Annotated in this window: 34 protein-coding genes; 3 read left to right on the forward strand and 31 right to left on the reverse strand. The window is 62.9% G+C overall.

Annotated elements, in window-relative coordinates:
- Positions 1-18: 18 nt before the first annotated feature.
- Positions 19-486, forward strand: coding sequence for a DUF2127 domain-containing protein (locus XcuCFBP2542_RS13700; protein ID WP_104604105.1), 468 nt, complete (start codon positions 19-21; stop codon positions 484-486).
- Between the two features lie 106 nt (positions 487-592).
- Positions 593-2,224: an amidase gene (locus tag XcuCFBP2542_RS13705; RefSeq protein WP_208800620.1), complete on the forward strand. Its 1,632-nt coding sequence runs from the start codon at positions 593-595 to the stop codon at positions 2,222-2,224.
- A 152-nt stretch (positions 2,225-2,376) separates the two neighbouring features.
- Here the strand turns inward: XcuCFBP2542_RS13705 and XcuCFBP2542_RS13710 are convergent, their stop codons facing one another.
- Positions 2,377-3,504 carry a mechanosensitive ion channel family protein gene (locus tag XcuCFBP2542_RS13710; RefSeq protein ID WP_104604107.1) on the reverse strand — a complete coding sequence of 376 codons (1,128 nt, stop codon included), beginning with the start codon at positions 3,502-3,504 and terminating at the stop codon, positions 2,377-2,379.
- An 85-nt stretch (positions 3,505-3,589) separates the two neighbouring features.
- Positions 3,590-4,987: a class II 3-deoxy-7-phosphoheptulonate synthase gene (locus XcuCFBP2542_RS13715; RefSeq protein ID WP_104604108.1), complete on the reverse strand. Its 1,398-nt coding sequence runs from the start codon at positions 4,985-4,987 to the stop codon at positions 3,590-3,592.
- Between the two features lie 233 nt (positions 4,988-5,220).
- Here XcuCFBP2542_RS13715 and XcuCFBP2542_RS13720 point away from each other — a divergent pair, with 233 nt between their 5' ends.
- Entirely contained in the window at positions 5,221-7,347 is a 2,127-nt protein-coding gene (locus tag XcuCFBP2542_RS13720; protein ID WP_104604109.1) for a TonB-dependent receptor, read from the forward strand.
- 129 nt (positions 7,348-7,476) lie between these two features.
- On the opposite strand, the gene XcuCFBP2542_RS13725 is transcribed toward XcuCFBP2542_RS13720, so the two are convergent.
- From XcuCFBP2542_RS13725 to XcuCFBP2542_RS13865, 29 genes are all read right to left on the reverse strand, one after another.
- Complete coding sequence (locus tag XcuCFBP2542_RS13725) at positions 7,477-7,995, reverse strand: disulfide bond formation protein B (RefSeq protein ID WP_104604110.1); 519 nt, start codon at positions 7,993-7,995, stop codon at positions 7,477-7,479.
- A 342-nt stretch (positions 7,996-8,337) separates the two neighbouring features.
- Entirely contained in the window at positions 8,338-8,721 is a 384-nt protein-coding gene (gene rplQ / locus XcuCFBP2542_RS13730) for a 50S ribosomal protein L17 (protein ID WP_023902827.1), read from the reverse strand.
- A gap of 179 nt (positions 8,722-8,900) precedes the next feature.
- Positions 8,901-9,899, reverse strand: a complete 999-nt coding sequence (locus XcuCFBP2542_RS13735; protein ID WP_002811635.1) for a DNA-directed RNA polymerase subunit alpha — start codon at positions 9,897-9,899, stop codon at positions 8,901-8,903.
- A 53-nt stretch (positions 9,900-9,952) separates the two neighbouring features.
- Entirely contained in the window at positions 9,953-10,582 is a 630-nt protein-coding gene (gene rpsD, locus XcuCFBP2542_RS13740) for a 30S ribosomal protein S4 (protein ID WP_104604111.1), read from the reverse strand.
- 15 nt (positions 10,583-10,597) lie between these two features.
- Complete coding sequence (rpsK, locus tag XcuCFBP2542_RS13745; RefSeq protein WP_003486671.1) at positions 10,598-10,990, reverse strand: 30S ribosomal protein S11; 393 nt, start codon at positions 10,988-10,990, stop codon at positions 10,598-10,600.
- 10 nt (positions 10,991-11,000) lie between these two features.
- Entirely contained in the window at positions 11,001-11,357 is a 357-nt protein-coding gene (rpsM, locus tag XcuCFBP2542_RS13750; RefSeq protein WP_104604120.1) for a 30S ribosomal protein S13, read from the reverse strand.
- Between the two features lie 331 nt (positions 11,358-11,688).
- Entirely contained in the window at positions 11,689-13,053 is a 1,365-nt protein-coding gene (gene secY / locus XcuCFBP2542_RS13755; protein WP_104604112.1) for a preprotein translocase subunit SecY, read from the reverse strand.
- A gap of 7 nt (positions 13,054-13,060) precedes the next feature.
- On the reverse strand, positions 13,061-13,504 hold the full coding sequence (gene rplO, locus XcuCFBP2542_RS13760) for a 50S ribosomal protein L15 (protein WP_104604113.1): 444 nt from the start codon (positions 13,502-13,504) through the stop codon (positions 13,061-13,063).
- A 4-nt stretch (positions 13,505-13,508) separates the two neighbouring features.
- Entirely contained in the window at positions 13,509-13,700 is a 192-nt protein-coding gene (rpmD, locus tag XcuCFBP2542_RS13765) for a 50S ribosomal protein L30 (RefSeq protein ID WP_024711764.1), read from the reverse strand.
- Positions 13,693-14,235: a 30S ribosomal protein S5 gene (gene rpsE / locus XcuCFBP2542_RS13770; RefSeq protein ID WP_003486682.1), complete on the reverse strand. Its 543-nt coding sequence runs from the start codon at positions 14,233-14,235 to the stop codon at positions 13,693-13,695. Before rpsE ends, rpmD begins: the two co-directional genes overlap by 8 nt.
- A 158-nt stretch (positions 14,236-14,393) precedes the next feature.
- Entirely contained in the window at positions 14,394-14,753 is a 360-nt protein-coding gene (gene rplR / locus XcuCFBP2542_RS13775) for a 50S ribosomal protein L18 (RefSeq protein ID WP_005993383.1), read from the reverse strand.
- A gap of 91 nt (positions 14,754-14,844) precedes the next feature.
- Entirely contained in the window at positions 14,845-15,372 is a 528-nt protein-coding gene (rplF, locus tag XcuCFBP2542_RS13780; RefSeq protein ID WP_104604114.1) for a 50S ribosomal protein L6, read from the reverse strand.
- Positions 15,373-15,387: 15 nt separating this feature from the next.
- A complete protein-coding gene (gene rpsH, locus XcuCFBP2542_RS13785) occupies positions 15,388-15,786 on the reverse strand; it encodes a 30S ribosomal protein S8 (protein WP_010371096.1) in 399 nt (132 codons plus the stop codon).
- A 204-nt stretch (positions 15,787-15,990) separates the two neighbouring features.
- Positions 15,991-16,296, reverse strand: a complete 306-nt coding sequence (gene rpsN / locus XcuCFBP2542_RS13790; RefSeq protein WP_005917137.1) for a 30S ribosomal protein S14 — start codon at positions 16,294-16,296, stop codon at positions 15,991-15,993.
- 11 nt (positions 16,297-16,307) lie between these two features.
- Positions 16,308-16,850, reverse strand: a complete 543-nt coding sequence (rplE, locus tag XcuCFBP2542_RS13795; RefSeq protein WP_010371090.1) for a 50S ribosomal protein L5 — start codon at positions 16,848-16,850, stop codon at positions 16,308-16,310.
- An 11-nt stretch (positions 16,851-16,861) separates the two neighbouring features.
- Positions 16,862-17,179: a 50S ribosomal protein L24 gene (gene rplX, locus XcuCFBP2542_RS13800; protein WP_003486696.1), complete on the reverse strand. Its 318-nt coding sequence runs from the start codon at positions 17,177-17,179 to the stop codon at positions 16,862-16,864.
- 15 nt (positions 17,180-17,194) lie between these two features.
- Positions 17,195-17,563 carry a 50S ribosomal protein L14 gene (gene rplN, locus XcuCFBP2542_RS13805; RefSeq protein ID WP_003486699.1) on the reverse strand — a complete coding sequence of 123 codons (369 nt, stop codon included), beginning with the start codon at positions 17,561-17,563 and terminating at the stop codon, positions 17,195-17,197.
- A 14-nt stretch (positions 17,564-17,577) separates the two neighbouring features.
- Positions 17,578-17,847: a 30S ribosomal protein S17 gene (rpsQ, locus tag XcuCFBP2542_RS13810; RefSeq protein WP_003486701.1), complete on the reverse strand. Its 270-nt coding sequence runs from the start codon at positions 17,845-17,847 to the stop codon at positions 17,578-17,580.
- An 11-nt stretch (positions 17,848-17,858) separates the two neighbouring features.
- The gene (gene rpmC / locus XcuCFBP2542_RS13815; RefSeq protein ID WP_104604115.1) at positions 17,859-18,044 is read right to left on the reverse strand and encodes a 50S ribosomal protein L29; all 186 of its coding nucleotides are present in this window, start codon (positions 18,042-18,044) and stop codon (positions 17,859-17,861) included.
- Positions 18,044-18,457 (reverse strand): 50S ribosomal protein L16, encoded by a 414-nt coding sequence (rplP, locus tag XcuCFBP2542_RS13820; protein ID WP_003486706.1) that lies wholly within the window; start codon positions 18,455-18,457, stop codon positions 18,044-18,046. The genes rpmC and rplP overlap by 1 nt, the downstream gene beginning before the upstream one ends.
- Before the next feature lie 5 nt (positions 18,458-18,462).
- Positions 18,463-19,197 (reverse strand): 30S ribosomal protein S3, encoded by a 735-nt coding sequence (gene rpsC, locus XcuCFBP2542_RS13825; RefSeq protein WP_104584652.1) that lies wholly within the window; start codon positions 19,195-19,197, stop codon positions 18,463-18,465.
- Positions 19,198-19,214: 17 nt separating this feature from the next.
- Positions 19,215-19,550 carry a 50S ribosomal protein L22 gene (gene rplV / locus XcuCFBP2542_RS13830; protein WP_003486710.1) on the reverse strand — a complete coding sequence of 112 codons (336 nt, stop codon included), beginning with the start codon at positions 19,548-19,550 and terminating at the stop codon, positions 19,215-19,217.
- 12 nt (positions 19,551-19,562) lie between these two features.
- Positions 19,563-19,832 (reverse strand): 30S ribosomal protein S19, encoded by a 270-nt coding sequence (rpsS, locus tag XcuCFBP2542_RS13835; protein ID WP_104604116.1) that lies wholly within the window; start codon positions 19,830-19,832, stop codon positions 19,563-19,565.
- 6 nt (positions 19,833-19,838) lie between these two features.
- Positions 19,839-20,666, reverse strand: coding sequence for a 50S ribosomal protein L2 (gene rplB, locus XcuCFBP2542_RS13840; protein ID WP_003486715.1), 828 nt, complete (start codon positions 20,664-20,666; stop codon positions 19,839-19,841).
- A gap of 10 nt (positions 20,667-20,676) precedes the next feature.
- Positions 20,677-20,976: a 50S ribosomal protein L23 gene (gene rplW / locus XcuCFBP2542_RS13845; RefSeq protein ID WP_002811694.1), complete on the reverse strand. Its 300-nt coding sequence runs from the start codon at positions 20,974-20,976 to the stop codon at positions 20,677-20,679.
- Entirely contained in the window at positions 20,973-21,578 is a 606-nt protein-coding gene (gene rplD / locus XcuCFBP2542_RS13850) for a 50S ribosomal protein L4 (RefSeq protein WP_010371054.1), read from the reverse strand. The genes rplW and rplD overlap by 4 nt, the downstream gene beginning before the upstream one ends.
- 12 nt (positions 21,579-21,590) lie before the next feature.
- Entirely contained in the window at positions 21,591-22,241 is a 651-nt protein-coding gene (rplC, locus tag XcuCFBP2542_RS13855; protein WP_005993363.1) for a 50S ribosomal protein L3, read from the reverse strand.
- Positions 22,242-22,252: 11 nt separating this feature from the next.
- Entirely contained in the window at positions 22,253-22,564 is a 312-nt protein-coding gene (rpsJ, locus tag XcuCFBP2542_RS13860) for a 30S ribosomal protein S10 (protein WP_003486723.1), read from the reverse strand.
- Positions 22,565-23,015: 451 nt separating this feature from the next.
- Positions 23,016-23,153, reverse strand: a 138-nt coding sequence (locus XcuCFBP2542_RS13865; RefSeq protein ID WP_016944792.1) for an EF-Tu C-terminal domain-related protein, incomplete at its 5' end; no start/stop codon positions are given.

Below are 23,153 nucleotides of genomic sequence, written 5' to 3' on the forward strand. Positions count from 1 at the left end.
GCCCCGGCGTCCACGCTCATGCAGCGCAAGCCCTACAGCCCGGATCCGCGTGCGCATCCGGGCCTACACGCGATCGCCTTGCTGGAGGCGACCAAGGGCGTGCTTGCACTGTTGGCGGCGACGGGCCTGGAAATTCTGGGCCCGCTCCCGCTGCAGCATGCGGTGCGTACGTTGATCCACCGGTTCAATCTGGATCCCGACCACGGCGCCCTGCCGTCGTTGCTCAAGACCATCAGCCCCGATGCGGTGCATCTGGCCGCTGCCGCCATGCTGGGCTACGGCCTGCTGCATGTGGTGGAAGCCTGGGGCCTGTGGCGCGCCAAGGCCTGGGCCTCGTTGCTGGGCTGCCTGTCGGCGGCCATCTATCTACCCTTCGATATCTACGCCATCGTCCGCCATCCCGGCTGGACGGCCTGGGCGGTGCTGGCGGTCAATCTGATCGTGGTCGGCGTGCTGGCACGCGACCTGGTCCGGCGTCGCCGCTGATCCCCCCTGCCCGTCCATCTGGACGTGGCCATCCGTTGTCACCCCGCTCCTGCGCCGTTAGCCTGCGCAGACTTCCCGGGAGCCAGCGCCGATGCGATCCACCACCTTGTCCTTTGCCTTGCTGCTGGCGCTGTGCGGCTGTGCGCATGCCGACGCGCCGACACGCCATGGGCCCGCCACCGCCGCCGGCGCCGAACCGCTCGATCTGGTCGAGGCCGATGTGGCCGGCCTGCAGGCACGCATGCAGGCCGGCACTACCACCAGCCTCGAACTGACCCGCGCCTACCTGCAACGCATCGCCAGCATCGACCGCGCCGGCCCGCAGCTCAACGCGGTGATCGAACGCAATCCACAGGCCGAGGCCGACGCGCGCGCATTGGATGCAGAACGCCGCGCCGGGCACACCCGCGGGCCACTGCATGGCATCCCGGTGCTGCTCAAGGACAACATCGATGCCGTGCCCATGGTCAACAGCGCCGGCTCGCTGGCGCTGGCCGATTTCAAACCCACGCGCGATGCCTTTCTGGTGCAGCGCCTGCGCGCGGCCGGCGCAGTGATCCTGGGCAAGACCAACCTGAGCGAGTGGGCCAACTTCCGCTCCACCCAGTCCAGCTCCGGCTGGAGTGCCCGTGGCGGGCTGACCCGCAATCCCTACGCGCTCGACCGCAACCCGTGTGGCTCCAGCGCTGGCACCGGTGCGGCAATCGCTGCCAGCCTGGCCACGGTGGGGATCGGCACCGAAACCGACGGCAGCATCACCTGCCCGGCCTCGGTCAACGGCCTGGTGGGGCTCAAGCCGACGGTGGGCCTGGTCAGCCGCGACGGCATCATCCCGATTTCGGCCAGCCAGGACACCGCCGGGCCGATGACGCGCAGCGTGGCCGATGCCGCCGCCGTGTTGCAGGCGATCGCCGCGCCCGATCCGCAGGACCCGGCCACCGGCACGGCGCCCGCCACGCGCGTCGACTATCCCGCGCACCTGAAAGCCGACGGCCTGCGCGGCGCGCGCCTGGGTCTGTTGCGCAATCGGCTACGCGAAGACCCCGCCATCGCCGCCACGCTGGACCGCGCCGTGCAGACGCTGCGTGCGGCCGGCGCCACCGTGATCGAAACCCGCCTGGCCACCGATGGCAAGTGGGATACCGATGAGCAGACGGTCTTGTTGGTCGAATTCAAGGCGGGCCTGAACGCGTATCTGCGCAGCCACAACGCACCGGTGGCGAACCTGGAACAACTGATTGCCTTCAATCGCAACCATGCGCAGCGCCAGATGCCGTACTTCGGGCAGGAGCTGTTCGAACAAGCGCAGGCCGCACGCGGTCTCGACGATCCGGGCTATCTGAGCGCGCGCGCCAACGCCAGACGGCTGGCCGGGCCGGAAGGCATCGATGCGACGCTGCTGGCAGATCGTCTGGATGCCTTGATCGTCCCGACCACCGGCCCCGCCTGGGTCACCACGCTCGGCAAGGGGGATACCTTTCCCGGTGCCGGCTATGGCGCCGCTGCAGTGGCCGGCTATCCAAGCCTGAGCGTGCCGATGGGCCAGACCCGAGGCCTGCCGCTGGGTTTGTTGTTCATGGGCACCGCATGGAGCGAGCCACGCCTGATCGAGCTGGCGTACGCGTACGAACAACGTAGCCATGCGCGCTTCGCACCCGGCTACGCGCCGAGTGCGCGCGCTGCACCGGATGCGGCGCCAGCCCCGCCCAAGCGTGATGAATCAGCTGGCAAGCGGTAGCCGACGACCGGCTGACATCCGGCATTGCCCGTAGCGCGTGCAGGCGCCGATGGTGCCTGCACGCACGTCGGCACCGTCGCCGGCGCGGCGTACAGCGACACCGGCCGTACACCTTCGACTCCCACAGCAGGCAGAAGGCAGCAGTCGACGCACTACACCAGCGCCGCCGGCTCGCCGTCTTCGGCGCCCGGCGAACGCACGCCATCCGGCGCGATCGGCGCGGCGGCGCGCGAGGCCGGCTGTTCCTGCGCGGCGATCTCGGCGCGCATCCTGGGCAGCGCATACGGATGCTCGCGGGTCAGGAAGTCGATCATCCGCTCGCGCACCAGGCAACGCAGATCGAAGGCGTCGCCGGAATTGCGCGCACTCACCAGCAGGCGGACCTGGATGGTGTTGTCGCTGGTATCGGTGATCTGCGTGACGCACACGCGCCCATCCCACAGCGTCTCGCTCCGGCAGATGCGCTCCAGCTCCGCGCGCACTGCCGCAATCGGCGTACGGTAATCCAGCCACAGGAACGCGGTGCCCAGCAGATCCGCACTGGCGCGTGTCCAGTTCTGGAACGGATTTTCGATGAACCAGGTGAGCGGCACCACCATGCGTCGTTCGTCCCAGATCCGCACCACCACATACGAGCTGCCGATCTCCTCGATGCGGCCCCACTCGCCTTCCACGATCACCACGTCATCCAGTCGGATCGGCTGGGTCAACGCGATCTGCAGACCGGCAATCAGGTTACCGAACACCGGCTTGGCCGCGATGCCCGCCACCAGGCCAATGATGCCGGCCGAGGCCAGCAGGGTCTTGCCGATCTGGCGCACCTGCTCAAACCCCAGCAGCACCACCGAGAGACCGAGCAGGATCACCGCACCCATCACTACCCGGCTCAGCACCCGGGTCTGGGTCTGGATGCGACGGGCGGTGAGATTGTCCGACACCTCGATCGGGTTGCTGCGCAGGATTGCCGCTTCGCCAGCGGCCACCGCGCGTACCAGCAACCACGTCACGCAGCCGACGATGCCCACATGCAGCAGGTGCTGCACCGCTGCCAACGCCTTGCCGGTCAGCGGCGTGGCCTCGGTGGCAATCCCCAGGAACAGCAATGGCAGGATGAAGGCCGCAGGCAAGGCAACCACGCGAATGATGCGCGCGCGCCGGTAATCGCGGCCCTGCATGCGGCGGAACAACCACAGCATCAGCGACCAGATGACGGCACCGGCCAGCAGCGCGGCACCCAAGGGAATTGCGTATTCGCGGATGACGTTCCAATCGGCAGTCAAACCGTTCCTCCTGTGGGGGGAAAGAGGGATGGCTGCAAGAGCATGCCGCAAGCGGCATGAGCATCACGTCATGCACACGGCCCGGTCAGCTCCCCAGCGGCTGCGATGCGGCCTGTTGCTGCTTGCGCACGATCGCCATCGCGATCTCCAGCGACTGCTCGTAGTTCAATCGCGGATCCACGCTGGAGCGGTAGGCGCGTTCCAGATCGCGCTCGGTCAGCTCGCGCGCACCACCGGTGCACTCGGTGACATCCTCGCCGGTGAGCTCCAGATGCACGCCACCCAGTCGCGTACCGGCGGCCGCATGCAGGTCTAAGGAGGTTTCCACCTCGCTGCGGATATTGTCGAAACGCCGGGTTTTATAGCCGTTGCCGGTACTTTCGGTATTGCCGTGCATCGCATCGCAGACCCACAGTACCCGGCGCCCGTCACGCTTGACCGCATCCAGCAGCGGCGGCAACTTCTCGGCGATCTGCGCCGCGCCCATGCGGTGGATGAAACTCAACCGCCCGGGTTCGTCTTCCGGATTGAGCACATCGATCAGCCGCAGCAATTGGTCCGGCTGCACCGACGGGCCGACCTTGATCGCGATCGGGTTACGCACACCGCGCAGGTACTCCACATGTGCGCCGTCCAGCGCCGCCGTGCGCATGCCGATCCACGGGTAGTGCGTACTGAGGTTGAACCAGCCCCACTGGCGCGGCACCTGCCGGGTCAACCCTTCCTCGTAGGGCAGCAGCAATGCCTCGTGCGAGGTGTAGAAATCGATCCGGTTGAGGTTGTACACCTCCGCCCCGGATAGGGTTTCCATGAAGCGCACGGCATCGCCGATCGAGGACACCATCTTCTGGTAGTCCGCCGCCAACGGCGAATAGCCCACCCAGTCCAGATTCCAGTACTCCGGGTGATGCAGGTCGGCAAAGCCGCCATCGATCAGGGCGCGCACGAAATTCATCGTCATCGCCGAGCGCGAATGCGCGGTAATCATGCGGCGCGGATCGGGCACGCGCGCGGCCTGCGTAAACGCCGGCGCATTGATGACATCGCCGCGATAACTCGGCAGGCTCACCCCGTCGCGGGTCTCGGTGTCGGCCGAACGCGGCTTGGCGTACTGCCCGGCAAAGCGTCCGACCCGCACCACCGGCAGGCGCAGGCCATGCACCAGCACCAGGCTCATCTGCAGCAGCACCTTCAGGCGGTTGGAGATGGTGCCCGATTCGCAATCGCTGAAATTCTCCGCGCAATCGCCGCCCTGCAGCAGGAAGCGCTTGCCTTCCTGCGCCTCGGCCAGCTGACGCTTGAGCGCAAAGATCTCCCACGAGGTCACCAGCGGCGGCAGCTGCCGCAGCTCGTCCACGGCCGCCTGCAAGGCATCCGGGTCCGGATAGACCGGCAACTGCAATGCCGGTCGATCGCGCCAGCTGGCGGGCGCCCACGACGAGGTTGCAGAATCGGAAACGGTAGCGGGCGTGGAAGGATTCATCGACAAAGCTCCTGGACAGCCCGTGATGGTCGCAGAGCAGGCGCGCCACGCAAAGCGTTCCCTGCCATGAGCAAGGCCCGCCGTGGTCGATCATCCCCATGCCAGCAGCGGACGCGACTGAATGGCGAACAACGCGCAGCGGCAAGCATGACTTCCGGCCTAGGCCAGCACCCGCCGGCAGGCGGAGTGTTATGCAATAACACCTTCCCGCCCACCCAGTGCTGCGACTTGCCATGACCCCTCGCCTTCTCACCGCCGCAATCGTCTCCATCCTGTTGTCGTCCGCCACCGGCGCGGTACTGGCCGCCGATGCCTTCCCCCAGCAGACCACCGAGCTGGACACCGTCAATGTCACCGCCAAGCTCGAAGCGGCGCGCAACGCCTTGTCGCCGGACATCGGCAGCAGTCAGTTCGTCATCACCGCCGACGACATCGACCGTCTGCCACTAGGCGCCTCCACGCCACTCAACCAGGTGCTGCTGCAGGCACCGGGCGTGGTGCAGGATTCGTATGGCGGCATCCATGTCCGTGGCGACCATGCCAACCTGCAGTACCGCATCAACGGCGTGATGCTGCCCGAGTCCATCTCCGGCTTCGGCCAGAGCCTGGAACCGCGCATCATCAAGAACCTCAAGCTGCTCAATGGCGCACTGCCGGCGCAGTTCGGCGACCGCACCGCCGCCGTGGTCGACATCACCACCAAAAATGGCGCCGAACTGGGCAATGGCGGCAGCGTTGGCATCACCGGCGGTTCCTACGACACGGTCAACCCGAATGCATCGCTCTGGGGCAGCAGTGGGCGCTGGAGCTGGTTTGTCACCGGCGACTACGAGCAGAACACGCACGGCCTGGAGAACCCGACCGATACCCGCTCGCCGGAGCACGACAAGACCCATCAAGGCAAAGGCTTTGCCGACCTGAGCTATCTGGTTAACGAGGACACCCGCCTCAGCCTGCTGGTCGGCTATGCCAACAACCGCTTCCAGATTCCCAACAATCCCGAGCAGACCCCAACGTTCGATTACCTGGGCACGACCGACTTCGACTCATCCCGTCTGAGGGAAAACCAGCGCGAGAACACCCGGTTTGGCACCTTGGCACTCCAGGGCACGCTCGGCGAAACCAACTATCAACTCTCCGCCGGCCAGCGCTACAGCAGCGTGGCCTTCTCGCCCGATGTCGCTGGAGATCTGATCTTCAATGGCGTCGCTTCACAGGTGAACCGCAGCAATCGCGCAAACACCGTGCAAGCCGACTTCTCCACCCCCTGGGGCGGTTCGCACACCTTGCGTTATGGCCTGTACGGCAATTTCGAACACGCCATCGCCAGCAACGACTCCTTTGCTTTCCCGGCCGATGCCGATGGCAACCAGAGCAGCAACGTGCCGCTGTTCATTCCGGACGGCAGCCGCTTCCATGCCAGTACCTATGCACTCTATCTGCAGGACGAGTGGAAGATCGGCGACGACTGGATCGTCAACTACGGCGTACGCGGTGACCGTTATAAGGCCTTCGGCGCCACAGAAGGCCAGCTCAGCCCACGCCTGGGTGTGGTCTGGAAAGCCAGCGAGAGCACCACTGTGCACGCCGGCTATGCGCGCTATTTCACCCCCCCGGCCAGCGAGCTGATCTCCACCAGCGATATCGCCTTGTACGACGGCACCACCAACCAGCAATCCACCGGCGGCGGCCCCACCACGCCGCTGAGCGAGCGCAGCAACTACTACGATCTGGGCATCTCGCAAATGGTGGGCGATCACCTGACGCTGGGTCTGGATACCTATTATCGCACCGCCGACCGCTTGCAGGACGAAGGCCAGTTCGGCGCCGCCTACGTCTACTCCACCTTCAACTATCGCCAGGGCCGCATCCGCGGCACCGAGTTCAGCGCCGACTACAGCAACGGCCCGGTCACCGCCTATTTCAACCTGGCCTACAGCAAGGCGATGGGCAAGCAGGTCATGACCAGCTTGTACAACTTCGATCCAGATGCCTTGGCGTATGCATCCACCAACTGGATCCACCTGGACCACGACCAGAAACTGACCTCCTCCGGCGGCATTACCTACGCCATTGGTGACAGCAGCAGGGTGGGCGCGAACTACCTGTATGGCAGTGGCCTGCGCACCGATACCGACACCGTGCCCAATGGCGGCGAGCTGCCCTCGTACTTCCAGCTCAATCTGAGCGCGGGACATGACTTCGCACTCAGCAGCACGCATCCACTGCACGCCCAGCTTGCCGTGCTCAATGCACTGGATCGCAGCTATCAACTGCGCGACGGCGGCGGCATCGGGGTGTTCGCGCCGCAATGGGCGCCGCGCCGCGGGGTCTATCTGAGCCTGCAACAGGACTTCTGACCACAACCGCAACCTCGCGGATGGAGCCGGCTGCCCCGGCTCCATCCGACTGCTGCACCAGCTGCGCACATCACCCTGATCGGCCCCTCAAGCGCCGCCGCGCCAGGCACCACCACGATGCACCACCCGCTAGTGATGCACTGAAGTGCGACGTGCCTTGAAACCGGCGTACAGCGCCCACAACGCCAGCATCACGAACCACACCATGCTCCACATCGGCATGCTCAGGCCCAGGAAGCGCCAGTCGATGTTGCCGCAGTCACCGGTGCCGGTCAGCACCGTGCGGAACACCTCGAACGGCCCCATCGTCTCGCTCAGAAAACTCAGCGGCGGGCCACACGAGGACATCATGTCCTTGGGCCGGATCTGCACCCAGACATGCCGCGCGGCGATGCCCATGCCCACGCCGGCAGCGATGAAGCTCAACACGCCATAGACCTTGCGCCCGCCTGCGGCACGCGGCCCGTGCAGGGCACCGAGCAGGAACAACACTGCCAGCGCCGCAAACGCGATTCGCTGGAAAATGCACAGCGGGCAAGGCTCCAGCCCCAGATGCAGCTGCACGTAGATCGCGTAAGCCAGCAGTCCCGCACAGGCCAGAAAGCCCAGTAGAAACTGCGCCCGAAACCCCCAACGCAATGGATTCATCGTGACTGCTTGCCTAGGATCGAAGCCCGATTATCAATCATCGCCGCGGCCCTGACCACGCATGCCCTGCCCTGCTCCATCGCACACCGCGAGGCGCCCTGCATTCCCGCGGCAGCGCATCGCCAGGCGATGGACTCCACGGCCATCGAGCAGGCATCAACGCAACCACGCCGGCAAGGAACCCTGGTATGGCAACGCCACCGCTCTGGAGTCGGCCGGTGCCCAAGCAGGCAGTGGCCAGGACACGTCCAATACCCCGCACCGCCGGCCCGAATCGATACCGCACATAACAAAAAGCCCGGCAATGCCGGGCTTTTCGAGAATCTTGATAGAGCGACCCGATTACTCGGCCACTTCCTCAGCCACGACCGGGCGGTCGACCAGCTCGACATACGCCATCGGCGCATTGTCGCCAGCGCGGAAGCCGGCCTTCAGGATGCGCAGGTAGCCGCCGGGACGGGTCGCGTAACGCGGGCCCAGTTCAACGAACAGCTTGCCCACCGCTTCCTTGTCGCGCAGACGCGCGAACGCCAGACGACGATTGGCTACGCCATCGATCTTGCCGATGGTGATCAGCGGCTCGGCGACGCGACGCAGTTCCTTGGCCTTCGGCAAGGTGGTCTTGATCAGCTCGTGCTTGAACAGCGAAGCAGCCATATTGCGGAACATGGCTTCGCGGTGCGCACTGGTGCGGTTGAACTTACGACCGGATTTCTGGTGACGCATGAGTATGATTTCCTAAGGAATGTTGAGACTGCTTCAGAGACGTTGTCGCCATCCTGGCGCTGTTGAATGGACTGCGGCTGGTCCGAACCGGCCGTCCTTCGACCGGATGTCACCGCGGGCTTCGGCCCGTCGATGAGAAAAACGGCATGGGCGCCCGAAGACGCCCATGCGATGACACATTAACCAAGCATGCCATGCTGGGCGACACCGGCCGGCGGCCAGTTCTCCAGCTTCATGCCCAGTGCAAGGCCGCGCTGTGCCAGCACTTCCTTGATTTCGGTGAGCGACTTCTTGCCCAGATTCGGGGTCTTAAGCAACTCCACTTCGGTCTTCTGGATCAGATCACCGATGTAGTAGATGCTCTCGGCCTTCAGGCAGTTAGCCGAACGCACGGTCAGCTCGAGGTCGTCGATCGGGCGCAGCAGCACCGGATCCACGCCGCTGGCAGCCGGCTTGGCCGCACCACGATCGCGGTGGGTGAAGTCGCCGAACACCGACAGCTGATCGCTGAGGATGTCGGCGGCAGTGCGCACGGCTTCCTCGGCATCGATCGTGCCGTTGGTCTCGATATCGATGACCAGCTTGTCGAGGTCGGTACGCTGTTCGACGCGCGCAGCTTCCACGGCATAGGCAACGCGACGCACCGGCGAGAACGACGCATCCAGCATCAGACGACCGATGGTGCGGGTCTCTTCATCCGGACGACGACGCGCAGCCGCCGGCTGGTAGCCGAAACCACGCTCGATCTTCAGGCGCATGTTCAACGCGGTGTCCTTGGTCAGGTGGCAGATCACGTGGTCGCCGTTGATGATCTCAACGTTGTGATCGGTCCTGATGTCGGCCGCAGTGACCGTGCCCGGACCCTGCTTGGACAACGACAGCGTCGCGCTGTCGCCACTGTGCATGCGAATGGCCACGTCTTTCAGGTTGAGCAGGACGTCCAGCACGTCTTCCTGCAAACCCTCGACCGTGGTGTACTCGTGCAGCACGCCGTCGATCTCGACCTCGGTGATCGCAAAACCGGGGATCGACGACAACAGCACACGACGCAGGGCATTGCCCAGCGTGTGCCCGTAACCGCGCTCCAAGGGTTCGATCACGACCTTGGCACGGTTGTCGGTAAGACGTTCGATCTGCGGACCACGGGGGCGCAGAACCTGGTTGGCGGTAACCGTCATGTTGCGGGGTCTCCTGCGAACCTCCGGCAGTGCCGGAGGCTCTCCAATGTGAATTACTTCGAATACAACTCGACGATCAGCGCTTCGTTGATATCCGAAGGCAGGTCAGCGCGATCCGGAACGGCCTTGAACACGCCGCTGAACTTCTTCGAATCGACTTCAACCCACGACGGCGTCATGTCGTGCTGCTCAGCCACGGTCAGGGCTTCCTGCACGCAGAGCTGCTTCTGTGCTTTTTCCGACAGCGTGATCGCATCGCCAGCCTTGATCTGGTACGAGGCCAGATTCACCGACTTGCCATTGACCAGCACGCCACGGTGCGACACCAGCTGGCGCGCGGCCGGACGGGTGACGGCAAAGCCCATGCGGTAGCACACGTTGTCCAGACGGGTTTCCAGCAACTGCAGCAGGTTCTCGCCGGTATTGCCCTTCTTGGTCGAGGCCTTCTTGTAGTAGTTGCGGAACTGACGCTCGAGCAGACCGTAGATACGCTTGACCTTCTGCTTCTCACGAAGCTGGGTTGCGTAATCAGACAGCTTGCCCTTACGGGCAGTCGCGCCGTGCTGGCCGGGCTTTTGCTCCAGCTTGCACTTGGAGTCCAGCGCACGCGCCGGGCTTTTGAGGGAAAGGTCGGCGCCTTCGCGGCGGGCGAGCTTACAGGTAGGACCGATATAACGAGCCATTTCTTATCGCTCCCTTTAGACGCGACGCTTCTTCGGCGGACGGCACCCGTTGTGCGGGATTGGCGTCACGTCGATGATGTTGGTGATCTTGTAGCCCACGTTGTTCAACGAACGCACGGCCGACTCACGGCCCGGACCCGGACCCTTGATACGCACTTCCAGCGACTTCACGCCGTAGTCGAGCGCAGCGCGGCCAGCCTTTTCGGCGGCAACCTGAGCAGCGAACGGGGTCGACTTGCGCGAACCACGGAAACCGGCGCCGCCGGACGTAGCCCACGACAGCGCATTGCCCTGGCGATCGGTGATGGTGACGATGGTGTTGTTGAACGAAGCGTGGACGTGCGCAACGCCGTCAGTGATGACGCGCTTGATCTTCTTCTTCGTTTTCTTTTCTGCTGGCTTGGCCATGATCTATCCCTTACTTCCTGATCGCCTTGCGCGGACCCTTGCGGGTGCGGGCGTTGGTACGGGTGCGCTGACCACGCAGCGGGAGACCACGGCGATGACGCAGACCGCGATAGCAGCCCAGGTCCATCAGTCGCTTGATCGCGACACCGATTTCGCGGCGCAGGTCGCCTTCGACGACATACTTGCCGACTTCGGCGCGCAGGCGCTCGATTTCGGGTTCGGACAGATCACGAATCTTCGTGGTCGAGGTAACGCCTGCGGATTCGCAGAGCTTCCTCGAACGGGTACGGCCGATGCCGTAGATGCTTTGCAACCCGACCCAGACGTGCTTCTGGGCTGGCAGGTTGACGCCTGCAATACGCGCCATGACGCGATTCTCCAACTGAGTGATGGCCCGACGGCGCCCAGGCGCCATCCGGCAGGATGGATCAAAGTGAAATCGGAATTGTAGCAAGGCCTCGGATTGCTTTGAAGCCCGTGAAACCAGAGGTTCCATGGACCCGGCGTGGGGAGTGTGCCCTCGCTCCGGCGCCGGACGGTGTTGATCCGGAAAAACACTCCGAATCGCCTGTACTACTCCCGCACAGGACCACCCCGTCTCACCCGCACGCGAGACGTCGCGCGAGCCGCCCTTCTGATCGGAAGATCGTGGCCCGGGAACCAGGCCGTCTTCACGTAATGAAAATCTAGTGTACCACTTAACCGCGCGCAAGACCGCCGCGTGACCCACCCTTCAGGTTGGCTTTCTTCAGCAAGCTCTCATACTTGTGCGACATCAGATGCGCCTGGATCTGCGCAATGAAGTCCATCACCACCACCACCGCGATCAACAGCGACGTGCCACCGAAGTGGAAGGAGGTACCGAGCTGCGTGCGCATGATTTCCGGCAACAGGCAGACGATCACCAGGTACAGCGAACCGGCTGCGGTCAGGCGCGTCAGCACGCCATCCACGTAGTCGGCGGTCGCCTTGCCCGGACGGATGCCGGGAATCAACGCGCCAGACTTCTTGAGGTTGTCAGCGGTTTCCTGCGAGTTGAACACCAGCGCGGTGTAGAAGAACGCAAAACCAATAATCAGCGCGGCGAACACCAGCATGTGCACCGGCTCACCGGGCCCGAGCGCATTGGCGATCTTCTGCAGCCACGAACCCACACCACCCGAAGCCGCCTGGCCAGACCACATCGACAGCGTAGCGGGAAAAGCCAGAATGCTGGAGGCGAAGATCGGCGGAATCACGCCGGCCATATTGAGCTTGAGCGGCAGGAACGAGGTCTGGTTCATGTACGCATTGCGACCGCCCTGGCGGCGCGCGTAGTTGACCGTGATACGTCGCTGCCCACGCTCGACGAACACCACGAACAGCGTAAACGCCAGGATGGTGATGACGATCAGCAACAGCGAAATGAAGCTCAGGTTGCCTTCGCGGAACGCTTCGACGGTCTGGATCGCCGCCGACGGAAGACCTGCAACGATGCCGGCGAAGATGATCAACGACACACCGTTGCCGATGCCACGCTCGGTAACCTGCTCACCCACCCACATCAGGAAGATGGTACCCGCCGTCAGGGCGATCACTGCGGTCAGCACGAAACCCATGCCCGGTGCATACACCACCGGAGCGCCGCCCGGCGCGGTCTGGTTCTGCAGCGCAAGCGCGATACTGCCGCCCTGCACCACCGCCAGCAATACAGCACCGATGCGCGAATACTGGGTGATCTTGCGTCGACCGGACTCGCCTTCCTTCTGCATCGCCTTGAGGGCGGGAAAGATATGCGTGGCCAACTGGATCACGATCGATGCCGAGATGTACGGCATCACGTTCAACGCAAAAATACTGAAACGGTGCAAGGCGCCGCCCGAGAACATGTTGAACATGTCCACGATGCCGCCGCCCTGCGCCTGCATCAACGAAAGCATGGCATCGGGATTGACGCCCGGCACCGGCACGTAGCAGCCAATGCGATAGACGATCAATGCCCCGAGGACGAACAGTAGCCGCTGGCGAAGTTCCGTGAACTTGCCGAGCCCGCCACCGAGGTTACCAATGCCAGCCTGCGCCATCTGCCGATTACTCCTCTACGCTGCCGCCGGCAGCTTCGATTGCCGCCTTGGCGCCTGCGGTTGCCGCAACGCCCTTCAGCACGAACTTCTTGCTCAGCTCGCCCTTCAGCACGACCTTCGCCTTCTTGGCGCGGCTCGGGACCAGATTGGCCGCACGCAGCGCTGCGAAATCGACGGTGCCGGCGTCCAGCTTGTCCAACTGGTAGGACAACACTTCAGCGGTGTCGCGCGCCATCTTGGAGCGGAAACCGATCTTGGGCAGACGGCGCTGCATCGGGGTCTGGCCGCCTTCGAAGCCGGCCTTGATCTTGCCGCCACCCTTACGGGCGAACGAACCCTTGTGACCGCGACCAGCGGTCTTGCCGAGACCCGAACCGATACCACGGCCGACGCGGGTGCGCTCGGTGCGTGCGCCATCGGCGGGCTTGAGGTCATTAAGACGCAGAGTCATTGGATTACTCCTCAACCTTGACGAGATAGTGAACCGTATTGATCAGGCCACGCACCTGCGGGCTGTCCTTCAGTTCACGCACATCGTTGAGCTTATTCAGGCCCAACGCACGCACCGACAGGCGGTGACGCGACTGGGTTCCACGCAGGCCACGCACCAGGCGCACCTTCACGGTCTTGCTGGTGTCCTTAGCCATGGTTGAGCTCCTCCACCTTCTTGCCGCGCTTGGCCGCAACGCGGGCCGGCGACTGCACTTCCGACAGACCCTTCAGGGTGGCACGGACCAGGTTGATCGGATTGCGCGAACCAACAGCCTTGGCCAGCACGTTCTTCACGCCAACTGCCTCGAGCACGGCGCGCATCGCACCGCCGGCAATGACGCCGGTACCTTCGGAAGCCGGCTGCATGTACACGCGTGCGGCGCCGTGGCCGGACTTGACCGCATGCCACAAGGTGCCGTTGTTCAGATCCACAGTAGCCAGGTTCTTGCGCGCCTGCTCCATCGACTTCTGGATGGCGACCGGCACTTCGCGCGCCTTGCCATAACCGAAACCGACCTTGCCCAGACCATCGCCGACCACGGTCAGCGCGGTAAAGGTGAACTGGCGACCGCCCTTGACCGTCTTGCTGACGCGATTGACCGCGACCAGCTTTTCGATCATGCCATCGTCGACTTTCTCTTCGCGGTTACGGTCGCGATCACGACCCCGCGGTGCACGTTCTTCTGCCATCTTGATTCCTTGATTGATTGAGTATGTACGGCTCGAAGCCGCTTATGGTTGTGGAGTGACACGGTGTTCCCGATACCGCTGCAAAAGAACGGGTCGGTCCGGCTTCTACCCTGCCGGCGGAACGCAAGGGCGGCATGAGGCCACCCTTGCAGCAGGACTTAGAACTGCAGGCCGCCTTCGCGAGCTGCATCGGCCAGCGCCTTGATGCGGCCATGGTAGCGGTAACCCGAGCGGTCGAATGCGACCTTCTCGATACCCGCCGCCTTGGCGCGCTCGGCGATCAGCTTGCCGACCTTGACGGCCGCATCGCTGTTCTTGCCGTTCTTCAGCCCATCCTTGACGTCGGCCTGCAGGGTATTCGCCGCAGCGATCACCTTGGAACCGTCGGCAGTGAAGACCTGCGCATACAGATGCTGACCGGTGCGCAGCACCGACAGACGCGCGACGCCCAGCTCGCGGATGTGTGCACGGGTCGACTTGGCGCGACGCAGGCGGGCGATGTTCTTGTTGATGCTCATGATATTTATCCTACGAAAGCTGAAGGAAAACAGGCTTGTACATTGAGAAGTCCGGCCATGGATGGCCGGGCTCCTCGCAGAGGGACCTGCCTTACGCCTTCTTGGCTTCCTTGCGAATGATGACTTCACCGGCGTACTTCACACCCTTGCCCTTATAGGGCTCCGGCGGACGGAAACCGCGGATCTTGGCGGCGACCTCGCCAACGCGCTGCTTGTCGGTGCCCTGGACCACGATTTCGGTCTGGCTCGGGGTCGACAGCGTGATGCCTTCCGGCGCCACGAACACCAGCGGGTGCGAGAAACCGAGCGCCAGGCTCAGGTCCTTGCCCTGCATGGCAGCACGGTAACCGACGCCAACCAGCTCGAGCTTGCGCTCGAAGCCTTCGGACACGCCCTTGACCATATTGGCCAGGATGGCGCGCACGGTGCCGGTGATGGCCATCTGCGAAGGATCGTTGGCCGACAGGGTGGCAACGTCACCATCGACGGCGACTTCCACGCCGTTCGGCTTGGCCAGGGTCAACGTGCCCTTCGGGCCCTTGACGCTGACCAGGGTGGGCTGGACGTTGAGCTCAACACCCTTCGGAAGGGACACAGGCTTCTTGGCTACACGGGACATGTTCGACTCCTTCCCTTAGGCCACGAAGCACAGGACTTCACCACCAACGCCGGCTTCGCGAGCCTGTGCGTCAGTCATGATGCCTTTCGACGTGGAGATGATGGCGATACCCAGGCCACCCAGGACCTTGGGCAGCTCGGTCTTGCCGCGGTACTGACGCAGACCCGAGCGCGAGAAACGCTTCAGGGTCTCGATGACCGGACGGCCTTCGAAATACTTCAGCACGATTTCCAGCTCCGACTTGTTGTTTTCGGTGGCCGTAACGCGCAGGTCAGTGATGTAACCCTCGTCCTTCAGGACCTGGGCGATCGCTACCTTGATCTTGGACGACGGCAATTTCACCGTCTGCTTACCAACCGCGGCCGCATTCTTGATGCGAACCAGCAGGTCGGCGATGGGATCAGTCATGCTCATATGAGTACCTTTGAGTGCACCGATATCCGCTTTCGCGAAAATCTTGTGTTTTCCTGGGGATGGGCCAGGACCCTTGACGCCATGCCAGGCCCGTACGGGCAAGACAGAAGCGGAAGTATACGACAAAAGAGCCCGACTTACGCCGGACTCCCCTGTTGGACAGGACAAACCTGCCCGGACCAGCCGCGAGCGGCCGGAGTGCTGTTACCAGCTTGCCTTGCGCAGGCCGGGAACGTCGCCGTTCATCGTGGCCTTGCGGAGCATGTTGCGACCCAGGCCGAACTTGCGGTAGACACCGCGCGGACGACCGGACAGCTCGCAACGGTTGCGGTGGCGGCTCGGCGACGAATCGCGCGGCAGCTTCTGCAACTTGGTCGATGCATCGATCTTCTCTTCGTAGGACGCATCCTGGCTGGAGAGGATCTTCTTCAGCGCATCACGCTTGCCGGCGAATTTCTTCGCCAGCTTTGCACGCTTGATGTCGCGGTGGATCATGGAGGTCTTAGCCATGTCTCTAACCCTTAATTACGGAACGGAAACTTGAACGCTGCCAGCAGCGCCTTCGCTTCCGCATCCGTCTTGGCGGTGGTGGTGATGGCGATATCCATACCGCGGATCGCGTCGACGGCGTCGAAGTCGATTTCCGGGAAGATAATCTGCTCCTTCACACCCATGTTGAAGTTGCCACGACCGTCGAAGGAACGACCGGAAACACCACGGAAGTCGCGCACGCGCGGCAGCGAGATGTTGATCAAGCGATCCAGGAATTCGTACATCTTGGCGCGACGCAAGGTGGTCTTGCAGCCGATCGGCCAACCGTCGCGAATCTTGAACGATGCGACCGAAACGCGCGACTTGGTGACCACCGGCTTCTGGCCAGAGATCTTGGACATGTCGGCGACCGCATTTTCCAGAATCTTCTTGTTGGTAGCGGCCTCGCCCACGCCCATGTTGAGCGTGACCTTGACCAGCTTCGGCACTTCCATCGGATTGGTGTAGCCGAATTCCTTCATCAGGGCCGGCACCACGTTTTCCTTGTAAAACTTTTCGAGACGCGTATTCATGATCTCATTCCTCAGGCGTCGAGCGCCTCACCGCTGGAGCGGAACACACGCAATTTGCGTCCATCCTCCAGCACCTTGAAGCCAACGCGCTCGCCCTTGCCCGTTGCCGGGTTGACGATATTGACGTTGGAGATATGGATCGACGCTTCACGCTCGACCACGCCGCCGGCGACACCCGCCTGCGGGTTCGGCTTGGTGTGGCGCTTGATGACGTTGGCGTTGGAGACGATCACGCGATCGCCGTCCACACGCACCACTTCACCCTGCTTACCTTTGTCCTTGCCGGTGTTGATGACGACCTGGTCGCCCTTCTTGATACGGTTAGCCATGTGTATGTCCTCCGCTCACAGCACTTCGGGAGCGAGCGAGACGATCTTCATGAACTTCTCGGAACGCAGCTCGCGCGTCACCGGCCCGAAGATGCGGGTCCCGATCGGCTCCTGCTTGTTGTTCAACAGCACAGCGGCATTGCCATCGAAGCGGATCAGCGAACCGTCGGGACGGCGCACACCCTTGCGGGTACGCACCACGACGGCGTCGTAGACTTCGCCCTTCTTGACCTTGCCACGCGGGATGGCGTCCTTGACGGTCACCTTGATGATGTCGCCAATATGTGCGTAACGGCGCTTGGAGCCGCCCAGCACCTTGATGCACATCACTTCCTTGGCACCGGAATTGTCGGCGACATCGAGGTAGCTCTGCATCTGGATCATGATTCAGATCTCCCTTATTCGGCCGAACGGGTGACGATTTCGACCACCCGCCAGTTCTTGGTCTTGGACATCGGAGCAATCTCGGTCACCCGCACGACATCGCCTTCATTGCAGGCGTTGTCGGCGTCGTGCGCGTGCAGCTTGGTCGAGCGCTTGATGTACTTGCCGTACAGCGCATGCTTGACCTGGCGCTCCACCAACACGGTGACCGTCTTGTCCATCTTATTGCTGACGACACGGCCTTCGACCGTGCGCAGCGTTTGCTTTTCGTTGTTGTCGCTCATCGCGGCCGTCCTTACTGGGTGCTGCCGAGCAGGTGCTTGACGCGAGCAATCTCGCGGCGCACCCGGCGGGTTTCGTGGGTCTTCGGCAGCTGGCCGGTGACCTGCTGCATACGGAGCGAGAACTGCTCCTTACGCAGATCGATCAGGTGGGCCTTCAGTTCGTCAGCCGACTTTTCGCGGAGTTGTTTGATATCCATCAGCGCACCGTCCGGGTCACGAAAGTGGTGGTCACCGAGAGCTTGGCAGCGGCAAGGCGGAACGCCTCGCGTGCGGTCTCTTCGGGGATCCCCTCGATTTCATAGATCATGCGGCCCGGCTGAATCTGCGCGACCCAGTACTCCACATTGCCCTTACCGGAGCCCATGCGGACTTCGATCGGCTTCTTGGTGATCGGCTTGTCGGGGAACACACGGATCCACATCTTGCCGCCCTTCTTGACGTGGCGGCTGATCGTGCGGCGTGCTGCTTCAATCTGGCGCGCGGTCAGCTGACCGTGCGCCGTGGCCTTGAGGCCGTATTCGCCGAAGCTGACGGCGTTTCCGCTCCATGCCAGGCCGTCGTTACGGCCCTTGTGCATCTTGCGATATTTGGTTCGCTTGGGTTGCAACATTGCCGTTACCTCGCTTCACGAGCCGGGCGCGACGGGCGGTCACCACGGTCGCCGCGATCATTACGATCGTTGCGCGGGCTGTCGTCCTGCTTTTCCTGGCCAACCTGGGAGAAGTCGAAGACCTCGCCCTTATAGATCCAGACCTTGATGCCGATGATGCCGTAGGTCGTGGACGCCTCGGCAAAACCGTAATCAATGTCGGCACGGAGCGTGTGCAGCGGCACGCGGCCTTCGCGGTACCACTCCGAACGGGCGATTTCTGCACCGTTGAGGCGGCCACCGACGTTGACCTTGATGCCCAGCGCGCCCACGCGCATCGCGTTACCAACCGAGCGCTTCATTGCGCGGCGGAACATGATGCGACGCTCAAGCTGCTGCGCGATCGACTCGGCAACCAGCTGCGCGTCCAGCTCGGGCTTGCGCACTTCGGTGACGTTGATGTGCGCCGGAACGCCCATCAGCTCGCTCACTTCCTTACGCAGCTTCTCGATGTCCTCGCCACGCTTGCCGATCACCACGCCCGGACGGGCGGTGTGAATGGTCACGCGGGCGGTTTTGGCAGGGCGCTCGATCAAGATCTTGCTGATGCCTGCCTGCGCGAGTTTCTTGCGCAGCATTTCACGCACTTTCAGGTCGGCAGCCAGGTAACCGGCGAACTCGGCCTTGTTTGCGTACCACTTGGAATTCCAGTCCTTGGCGATGCCCAGGCGAATTCCAGTCGGATGAACTTTATGACCCATGGTCTTTTCCTTTCCGCTTACTTGGCGGCGCCCACAACCACAGTGATGTGGCTGGTGCGCTTGAGGATGCGGGTACCGCGGCCTTTCGCCCGCGCCATGAAACGCTTCAGGGAGGGACCCTCATCAACCATGATGGTCTTGACCTTCAGCTCGTCGACATCCGCGCCCTGATTGTTCTCGGCATTGGCAATCGCCGACTCCACAACCTTTTTGATCAGGTGCGCAGCCTTTTTATCCGAGAACTTCAGCAGATTGACCGCACGTTCGGCGGACAAACCACGCACCTGGTCGGCGACCAGGCGGGCCTTCTGCGGGGAGATGCGCGCGGTGCGCAGGATTGCTTTCGCTTCCATCGTCATCTCTCCTTACCTGCTCGACTTCTTGTCGCCACCGTGACCCTTGAAGGTCCGGGTGACGGCAAATTCGCCGAGCTTGTGGCCGACCATATTCTCGTTGACGAGCACCGGAATGTGGTTCTTGCCGTTATGCACGGCGATGGTGATGCCTACCATTTGCGGCAGGATCATCGAACGGCGCGACCAGGTCTTGATCGGCTTCTTGCTACCCGTAGCAGACTCCACCTTCTTGGCAAGGTGGTGATCGACGAACGGGCCCTTCTTGAGTGAACGTGCCATGGTCGATTAGCCCCTACGATCGCGGACGATGAACTGCTGGGTGCGCTTGTTCTTGCGCGTCTTGTAACCCTTGGTCGGAACACCCCACGGGGTGACCGGATGGGGATTACCCTGGCCAGCCTTGGCCTCACCACCACCGTGCGGGTGATCGACCGGGTTCATGGCCGCACCGCGAACGGTCGGGCGAACACCGCGCCAACGCTTGGCGCCGGCCTTGCCCAGCTTCTCGAGGTTGTGCTCGTCGTTGCCGACTTCGCCGATGGTGGCGCGGCACTCGACCGGCACCTTGCGCATTTCGCCCGAGCGCAGGCGCAGCGTGGCGTAGATGCCTTCGCGAGCGACCAGCTGGACGGCTGCACCGGCAGCACGTGCGATCTGAGCGCCCTTACCCGGCTTCAGCTCGATACCGTGAACCGTCGTACCGACCGGGATGTTGCGCAGCGGCAGCGTGTTGCCGGTCTTGATCGGTGCATTGGCACCGGCAATGACCTGGTCGCCTGCCTTCAGGCCCTTGGGGGCGATGATGTAGCGGCGCTCGCCGTCGACGTAGCACAGCAGGGCGATATGGGCGGTACGGTTCGGATCGTATTCGATCCGCTCCACACGCGCCGGAATGCCTTCCTTGTTGCGCTTGAAGTCGATGATGCGGTAGTGCTGCTTGTGGCCACCACCGACGTGACGCACGGTGATGCGGCCATGGTGGTTACGACCACCGGACTTGCTCTGCGAGTCGAGCAGCGCCGCATGCGGTGCGCCCTTGTGCAGATCGGGAGTAACCACGCGCACGGCGGAACGACGGCCGGGAGAGGTGGGTTTGAACTTCATCAATGGCATGGGATGGACCTCAGGCCTTGGCCGTTACGTCGATGGACTGACCATCGACCAGGCGGACGTACGCCTTGCGCCAATTGCCACGGCTGCCAGCACGGTTACGGAAGGACTTACTCTTGCCCTTGACGTTGACCACGTTGACGGCCTTGACCTTGACGTCGAACAGCTGCTCGACCGCGGCCTTTACATCGGCCTTGGTGGCTTCGTTCGAAACTTCGAAGACATACTGGTTGGAGATTTCCTGCAGGCGCGCGGTCTTTTCGGAGACTCGCGGAGCACGCAGCACGCTGAAGATTTTTTCGTTGCTGCTCATGCCAGCCACTCCTCGACCTTCTTGACCGCATCGGCGGTGATCACGACCGTATCGGCCCCGACCAGAGCGACCGGATCCAGACCCTGCACGTCACGCACCTGCACATACGGCAGATTGCGAGCGGACAGATACAGGTGCTCAGAGGCTTCTTCGGTGACGATCAGCGGGCGCTTGCCCACATCCAGCCCCTTCAGCTTCTCGATCAGACCCTTGGTCTTGGTCGCTTCGAGATCGAACGCATCGACGATCATCAGACGACCCTGACGGTTCAACTCGGAGAAGATCGCGCAGATGGCCGCGCGGTACATCTTGCGGTTGACCTTCTGCTCGAAGCTGCGCGGCTTGGCCGCGAAGGTCACACCACCGCCGACGAAGATCGGAGCCGTCAGCGCGCCATGACGCGCACCGCCGCCCTTCTGCTTCTTCGACTTCTTGGTCGTGCCCGCAACTTCCGAACGCGTCTTCTGTGCCTTGGTACCGGCGCGACCGGCGTTGCGATAAGCGACGACGACCTGGTGAACCAGATCCTCGCTGAATTCGCGACCGAACACGGCATCGGAGACCGAGACCTTGTTATTGCTACCCGTGATAACGAGTTCCATCGTCATCTCTCCTTATGCCTTGCTCGCCGGACGGACGATCACGTCGCCACCAGCTGCGCCAGGCACGGCGCCGCGGATAGCAATCAGACCACGCTCGACGTCGACCTTGACCACTTCCAGGTTCTGCGTGCTTTGCTGCACGGCGCCCATGTGGCCCGACATCTTCTTACCCGGGAAAACGCGACCCGGCGTCTGGCGCTGACCCAGCGAACCCGGCGCGCGATGCGACAGCGAGTTACCGTGGGTTGCGTCGCCCATACGGAAGTTGTAGCGCTTGATGGTGCCCTGGAAACCCTTACCCTTGGTGACGCCCTGGACGTCGACCTTCTGGCCGACCTCGAAGATGTCCGCCTTGATTTCGCCACCGACGGCGAAATCGCCGAGCTGGGCATCTTCAACGCGGAATTCCCACAGGCCGCGACCCGCTTCCACCTTCGCCTTGGCGAAGTGGCCTGCAGCCGGCTTGTTGACCAGCGCGGCACGACGGGCGCCAACGGTAATCTGCACGGCGCTGTAGCCGTCGGTTTCGACGGTCTTGATCTGCGCGATGCGGTTCGGAGTTGCTTCGATCAGCGTAACCGGCACCGAGCGGCCATCTTCAGTGAAGACGCGGCTCATGCCAGCCTTGCGGCCCACGAAGCCCAACGAATATTTCTTCGTCATGGTCGTAGTCCTCAGGTCAACTTGATCTGTACATCGACGCCAGCCGCGAGTTCGAGCTTCATCAGCGCGTCCACGGTCTTGTCGTTGGGGTCGACGATATCGAGCACACGCTTGTGCGTGCGGGTTTCGTATTGGTCACGCGCATCCTTGTCGGCATGCGGGGATACGAGGATGGTGTAACGTTCGATCTTGGTCGGCAGCGGGATCGGGCCACGCACTTGCGCGCCGGTCCGCTTGGCCGTTTCGACGATCTCGCTGGCCGAACGGTCGATCAAACGATGATCGAACGCCTTCAACCGAATCCGGATCTTTTGTTCCGACATGACGGAAGCTTCCTTCGTTAAAAGAGCGACGGGCAAGGCCTCTGGGATACCTGCCCCGATATTCCTGACGTTGATGAAATCGCCGCAATCCTGTCAGCGAGGGCATTTCCTCCGCCCAAAAACTGAGGCAGCCCGGTAAACCGGCCTGCCCAGACGGAAAAGTATAATGCGCAACTAAAGCACGGTCAACAACGCGTGAGTTGTTGAGTGCCCCATGCAACGCGACCTTCCCGGTCTGGCGAACACGAGCGGCATCCTGCCGTTCTTTTCGCTGTAACTCTGCGCCCTACCCAGGGACACCGAGCCGCGCATTATAGCGAGGTGTTTTCACTCGCGCAAGCGCGCTTCGATCAAAATCCAGCGACACCCGTTCAACCCACAAAAAAGGGCCGGCTTACGCCGACCCTTTCCGCTGCGCCGGCAACCGAAGTTCCCGGACTGCAGGCACGTCTTACTTGACGATCTTGGCAACCACGCCGGCGCCGACGGTGCGGCCGCCTTCGCGGATGGCGAAACGCAGACCTTCGTCCATCGCGACCGGGTTGATCAGGGTCACGACCATCTTCACGTTGTCGCCCGGCATCACCAT

This window comes from Xanthomonas cucurbitae (assembly GCF_002939885.1).
Classification (GTDB): domain Bacteria; phylum Pseudomonadota; class Gammaproteobacteria; order Xanthomonadales; family Xanthomonadaceae; genus Xanthomonas; species Xanthomonas cucurbitae.

What these genes read in the sequence shown, in the direction of transcription:
- XcuCFBP2542_RS13700 (WP_104604105.1), top strand. Translation starts at nt 19, where the DNA reads ATGCAGCGCAAGCCCTACAGCCCGGATCCGCGTGCGCATCCGGGCCTA.
- XcuCFBP2542_RS13715 (WP_104604108.1), bottom strand. Translation starts at nt 4,987, where the DNA reads ATGAATCCTTCCACGCCCGCTACCGTTTCCGATTCTGCAACCTCGTCG.
- XcuCFBP2542_RS13720 (WP_104604109.1), top strand. Translation starts at nt 5,221, where the DNA reads ATGACCCCTCGCCTTCTCACCGCCGCAATCGTCTCCATCCTGTTGTCG.
- XcuCFBP2542_RS13725 (WP_104604110.1), bottom strand. Translation starts at nt 7,995, where the DNA reads ATGAATCCATTGCGTTGGGGGTTTCGGGCGCAGTTTCTACTGGGCTTT.
- rplQ (WP_023902827.1), bottom strand. Translation starts at nt 8,721, where the DNA reads ATGCGTCACCAGAAATCCGGTCGTAAGTTCAACCGCACCAGTGCGCAC.
- XcuCFBP2542_RS13735 (WP_002811635.1), bottom strand. Translation starts at nt 9,899, where the DNA reads ATGACGGTTACCGCCAACCAGGTTCTGCGCCCCCGTGGTCCGCAGATC.
- rpsD (WP_104604111.1), bottom strand. Translation starts at nt 10,582, where the DNA reads ATGGCTCGTTATATCGGTCCTACCTGTAAGCTCGCCCGCCGCGAAGGC.
- rpsK (WP_003486671.1), bottom strand. Translation starts at nt 10,990, where the DNA reads ATGGCCAAGCCAGCAGAAAAGAAAACGAAGAAGAAGATCAAGCGCGTC.
- rpsM (WP_104604120.1), bottom strand. Translation starts at nt 11,357, where the DNA reads ATGGCGCGTATTGCAGGCGTCAACCTGCCAGCCCAGAAGCACGTCTGG.
- secY (WP_104604112.1), bottom strand. Translation starts at nt 13,053, where the DNA reads ATGGCGCAGGCTGGCATTGGTAACCTCGGTGGCGGGCTCGGCAAGTTC.
- rplO (WP_104604113.1), bottom strand. Translation starts at nt 13,504, where the DNA reads ATGACTCTGCGTCTTAATGACCTCAAGCCCGCCGATGGCGCACGCACC.
- rpmD (WP_024711764.1), bottom strand. Translation starts at nt 13,700, where the DNA reads ATGGCTAAGGACACCAGCAAGACCGTGAAGGTGCGCCTGGTGCGTGGC.
- rpsE (WP_003486682.1), bottom strand. Translation starts at nt 14,235, where the DNA reads ATGGCAGAAGAACGTGCACCGCGGGGTCGTGATCGCGACCGTAACCGC.
- rplR (WP_005993383.1), bottom strand. Translation starts at nt 14,753, where the DNA reads ATGAGCATCAACAAGAACATCGCCCGCCTGCGTCGCGCCAAGTCGACC.
- rplF (WP_104604114.1), bottom strand. Translation starts at nt 15,372, where the DNA reads ATGTCCCGTGTAGCCAAGAAGCCTGTGTCCCTTCCGAAGGGTGTTGAG.
- rpsH (WP_010371096.1), bottom strand. Translation starts at nt 15,786, where the DNA reads ATGAGCATGACTGATCCCATCGCCGACCTGCTGGTTCGCATCAAGAAT.
- rpsN (WP_005917137.1), bottom strand. Translation starts at nt 16,296, where the DNA reads ATGGCTAAGACCTCCATGATCCACCGCGACATCAAGCGTGCAAAGCTG.
- rplE (WP_010371090.1), bottom strand. Translation starts at nt 16,850, where the DNA reads ATGAATACGCGTCTCGAAAAGTTTTACAAGGAAAACGTGGTGCCGGCC.
- rplX (WP_003486696.1), bottom strand. Translation starts at nt 17,179, where the DNA reads ATGGCTAACCGTATCAAGAAGGGCGACCAGGTCGTCATCAACACCGGC.
- rplN (WP_003486699.1), bottom strand. Translation starts at nt 17,563, where the DNA reads ATGATCCAGATGCAGAGCTACCTCGATGTCGCCGACAATTCCGGTGCC.
- rpsQ (WP_003486701.1), bottom strand. Translation starts at nt 17,847, where the DNA reads ATGAGCGACAACAACGAAAAGCAAACGCTGCGCACGGTCGAAGGCCGT.
- rpmC (WP_104604115.1), bottom strand. Translation starts at nt 18,044, where the DNA reads ATGGATATCAAACAACTCCGCGAAAAGTCGGCTGACGAACTGAAGGCC.
- rplP (WP_003486706.1), bottom strand. Translation starts at nt 18,457, where the DNA reads ATGTTGCAACCCAAGCGAACCAAATATCGCAAGATGCACAAGGGCCGT.
- rpsC (WP_104584652.1), bottom strand. Translation starts at nt 19,197, where the DNA reads ATGGGTCATAAAGTTCATCCGACTGGAATTCGCCTGGGCATCGCCAAG.
- rplV (WP_003486710.1), bottom strand. Translation starts at nt 19,550, where the DNA reads ATGGAAGCGAAAGCAATCCTGCGCACCGCGCGCATCTCCCCGCAGAAG.
- rpsS (WP_104604116.1), bottom strand. Translation starts at nt 19,832, where the DNA reads ATGGCACGTTCACTCAAGAAGGGCCCGTTCGTCGATCACCACCTTGCC.
- rplB (WP_003486715.1), bottom strand. Translation starts at nt 20,666, where the DNA reads ATGCCATTGATGAAGTTCAAACCCACCTCTCCCGGCCGTCGTTCCGCC.
- rplW (WP_002811694.1), bottom strand. Translation starts at nt 20,976, where the DNA reads ATGAGCAGCAACGAAAAAATCTTCAGCGTGCTGCGTGCTCCGCGAGTC.
- rplD (WP_010371054.1), bottom strand. Translation starts at nt 21,578, where the DNA reads ATGGAACTCGTTATCACGGGTAGCAATAACAAGGTCTCGGTCTCCGAT.
- rplC (WP_005993363.1), bottom strand. Translation starts at nt 22,241, where the DNA reads ATGACGAAGAAATATTCGTTGGGCTTCGTGGGCCGCAAGGCTGGCATG.
- rpsJ (WP_003486723.1), bottom strand. Translation starts at nt 22,564, where the DNA reads ATGTCGGAACAAAAGATCCGGATTCGGTTGAAGGCGTTCGATCATCGT.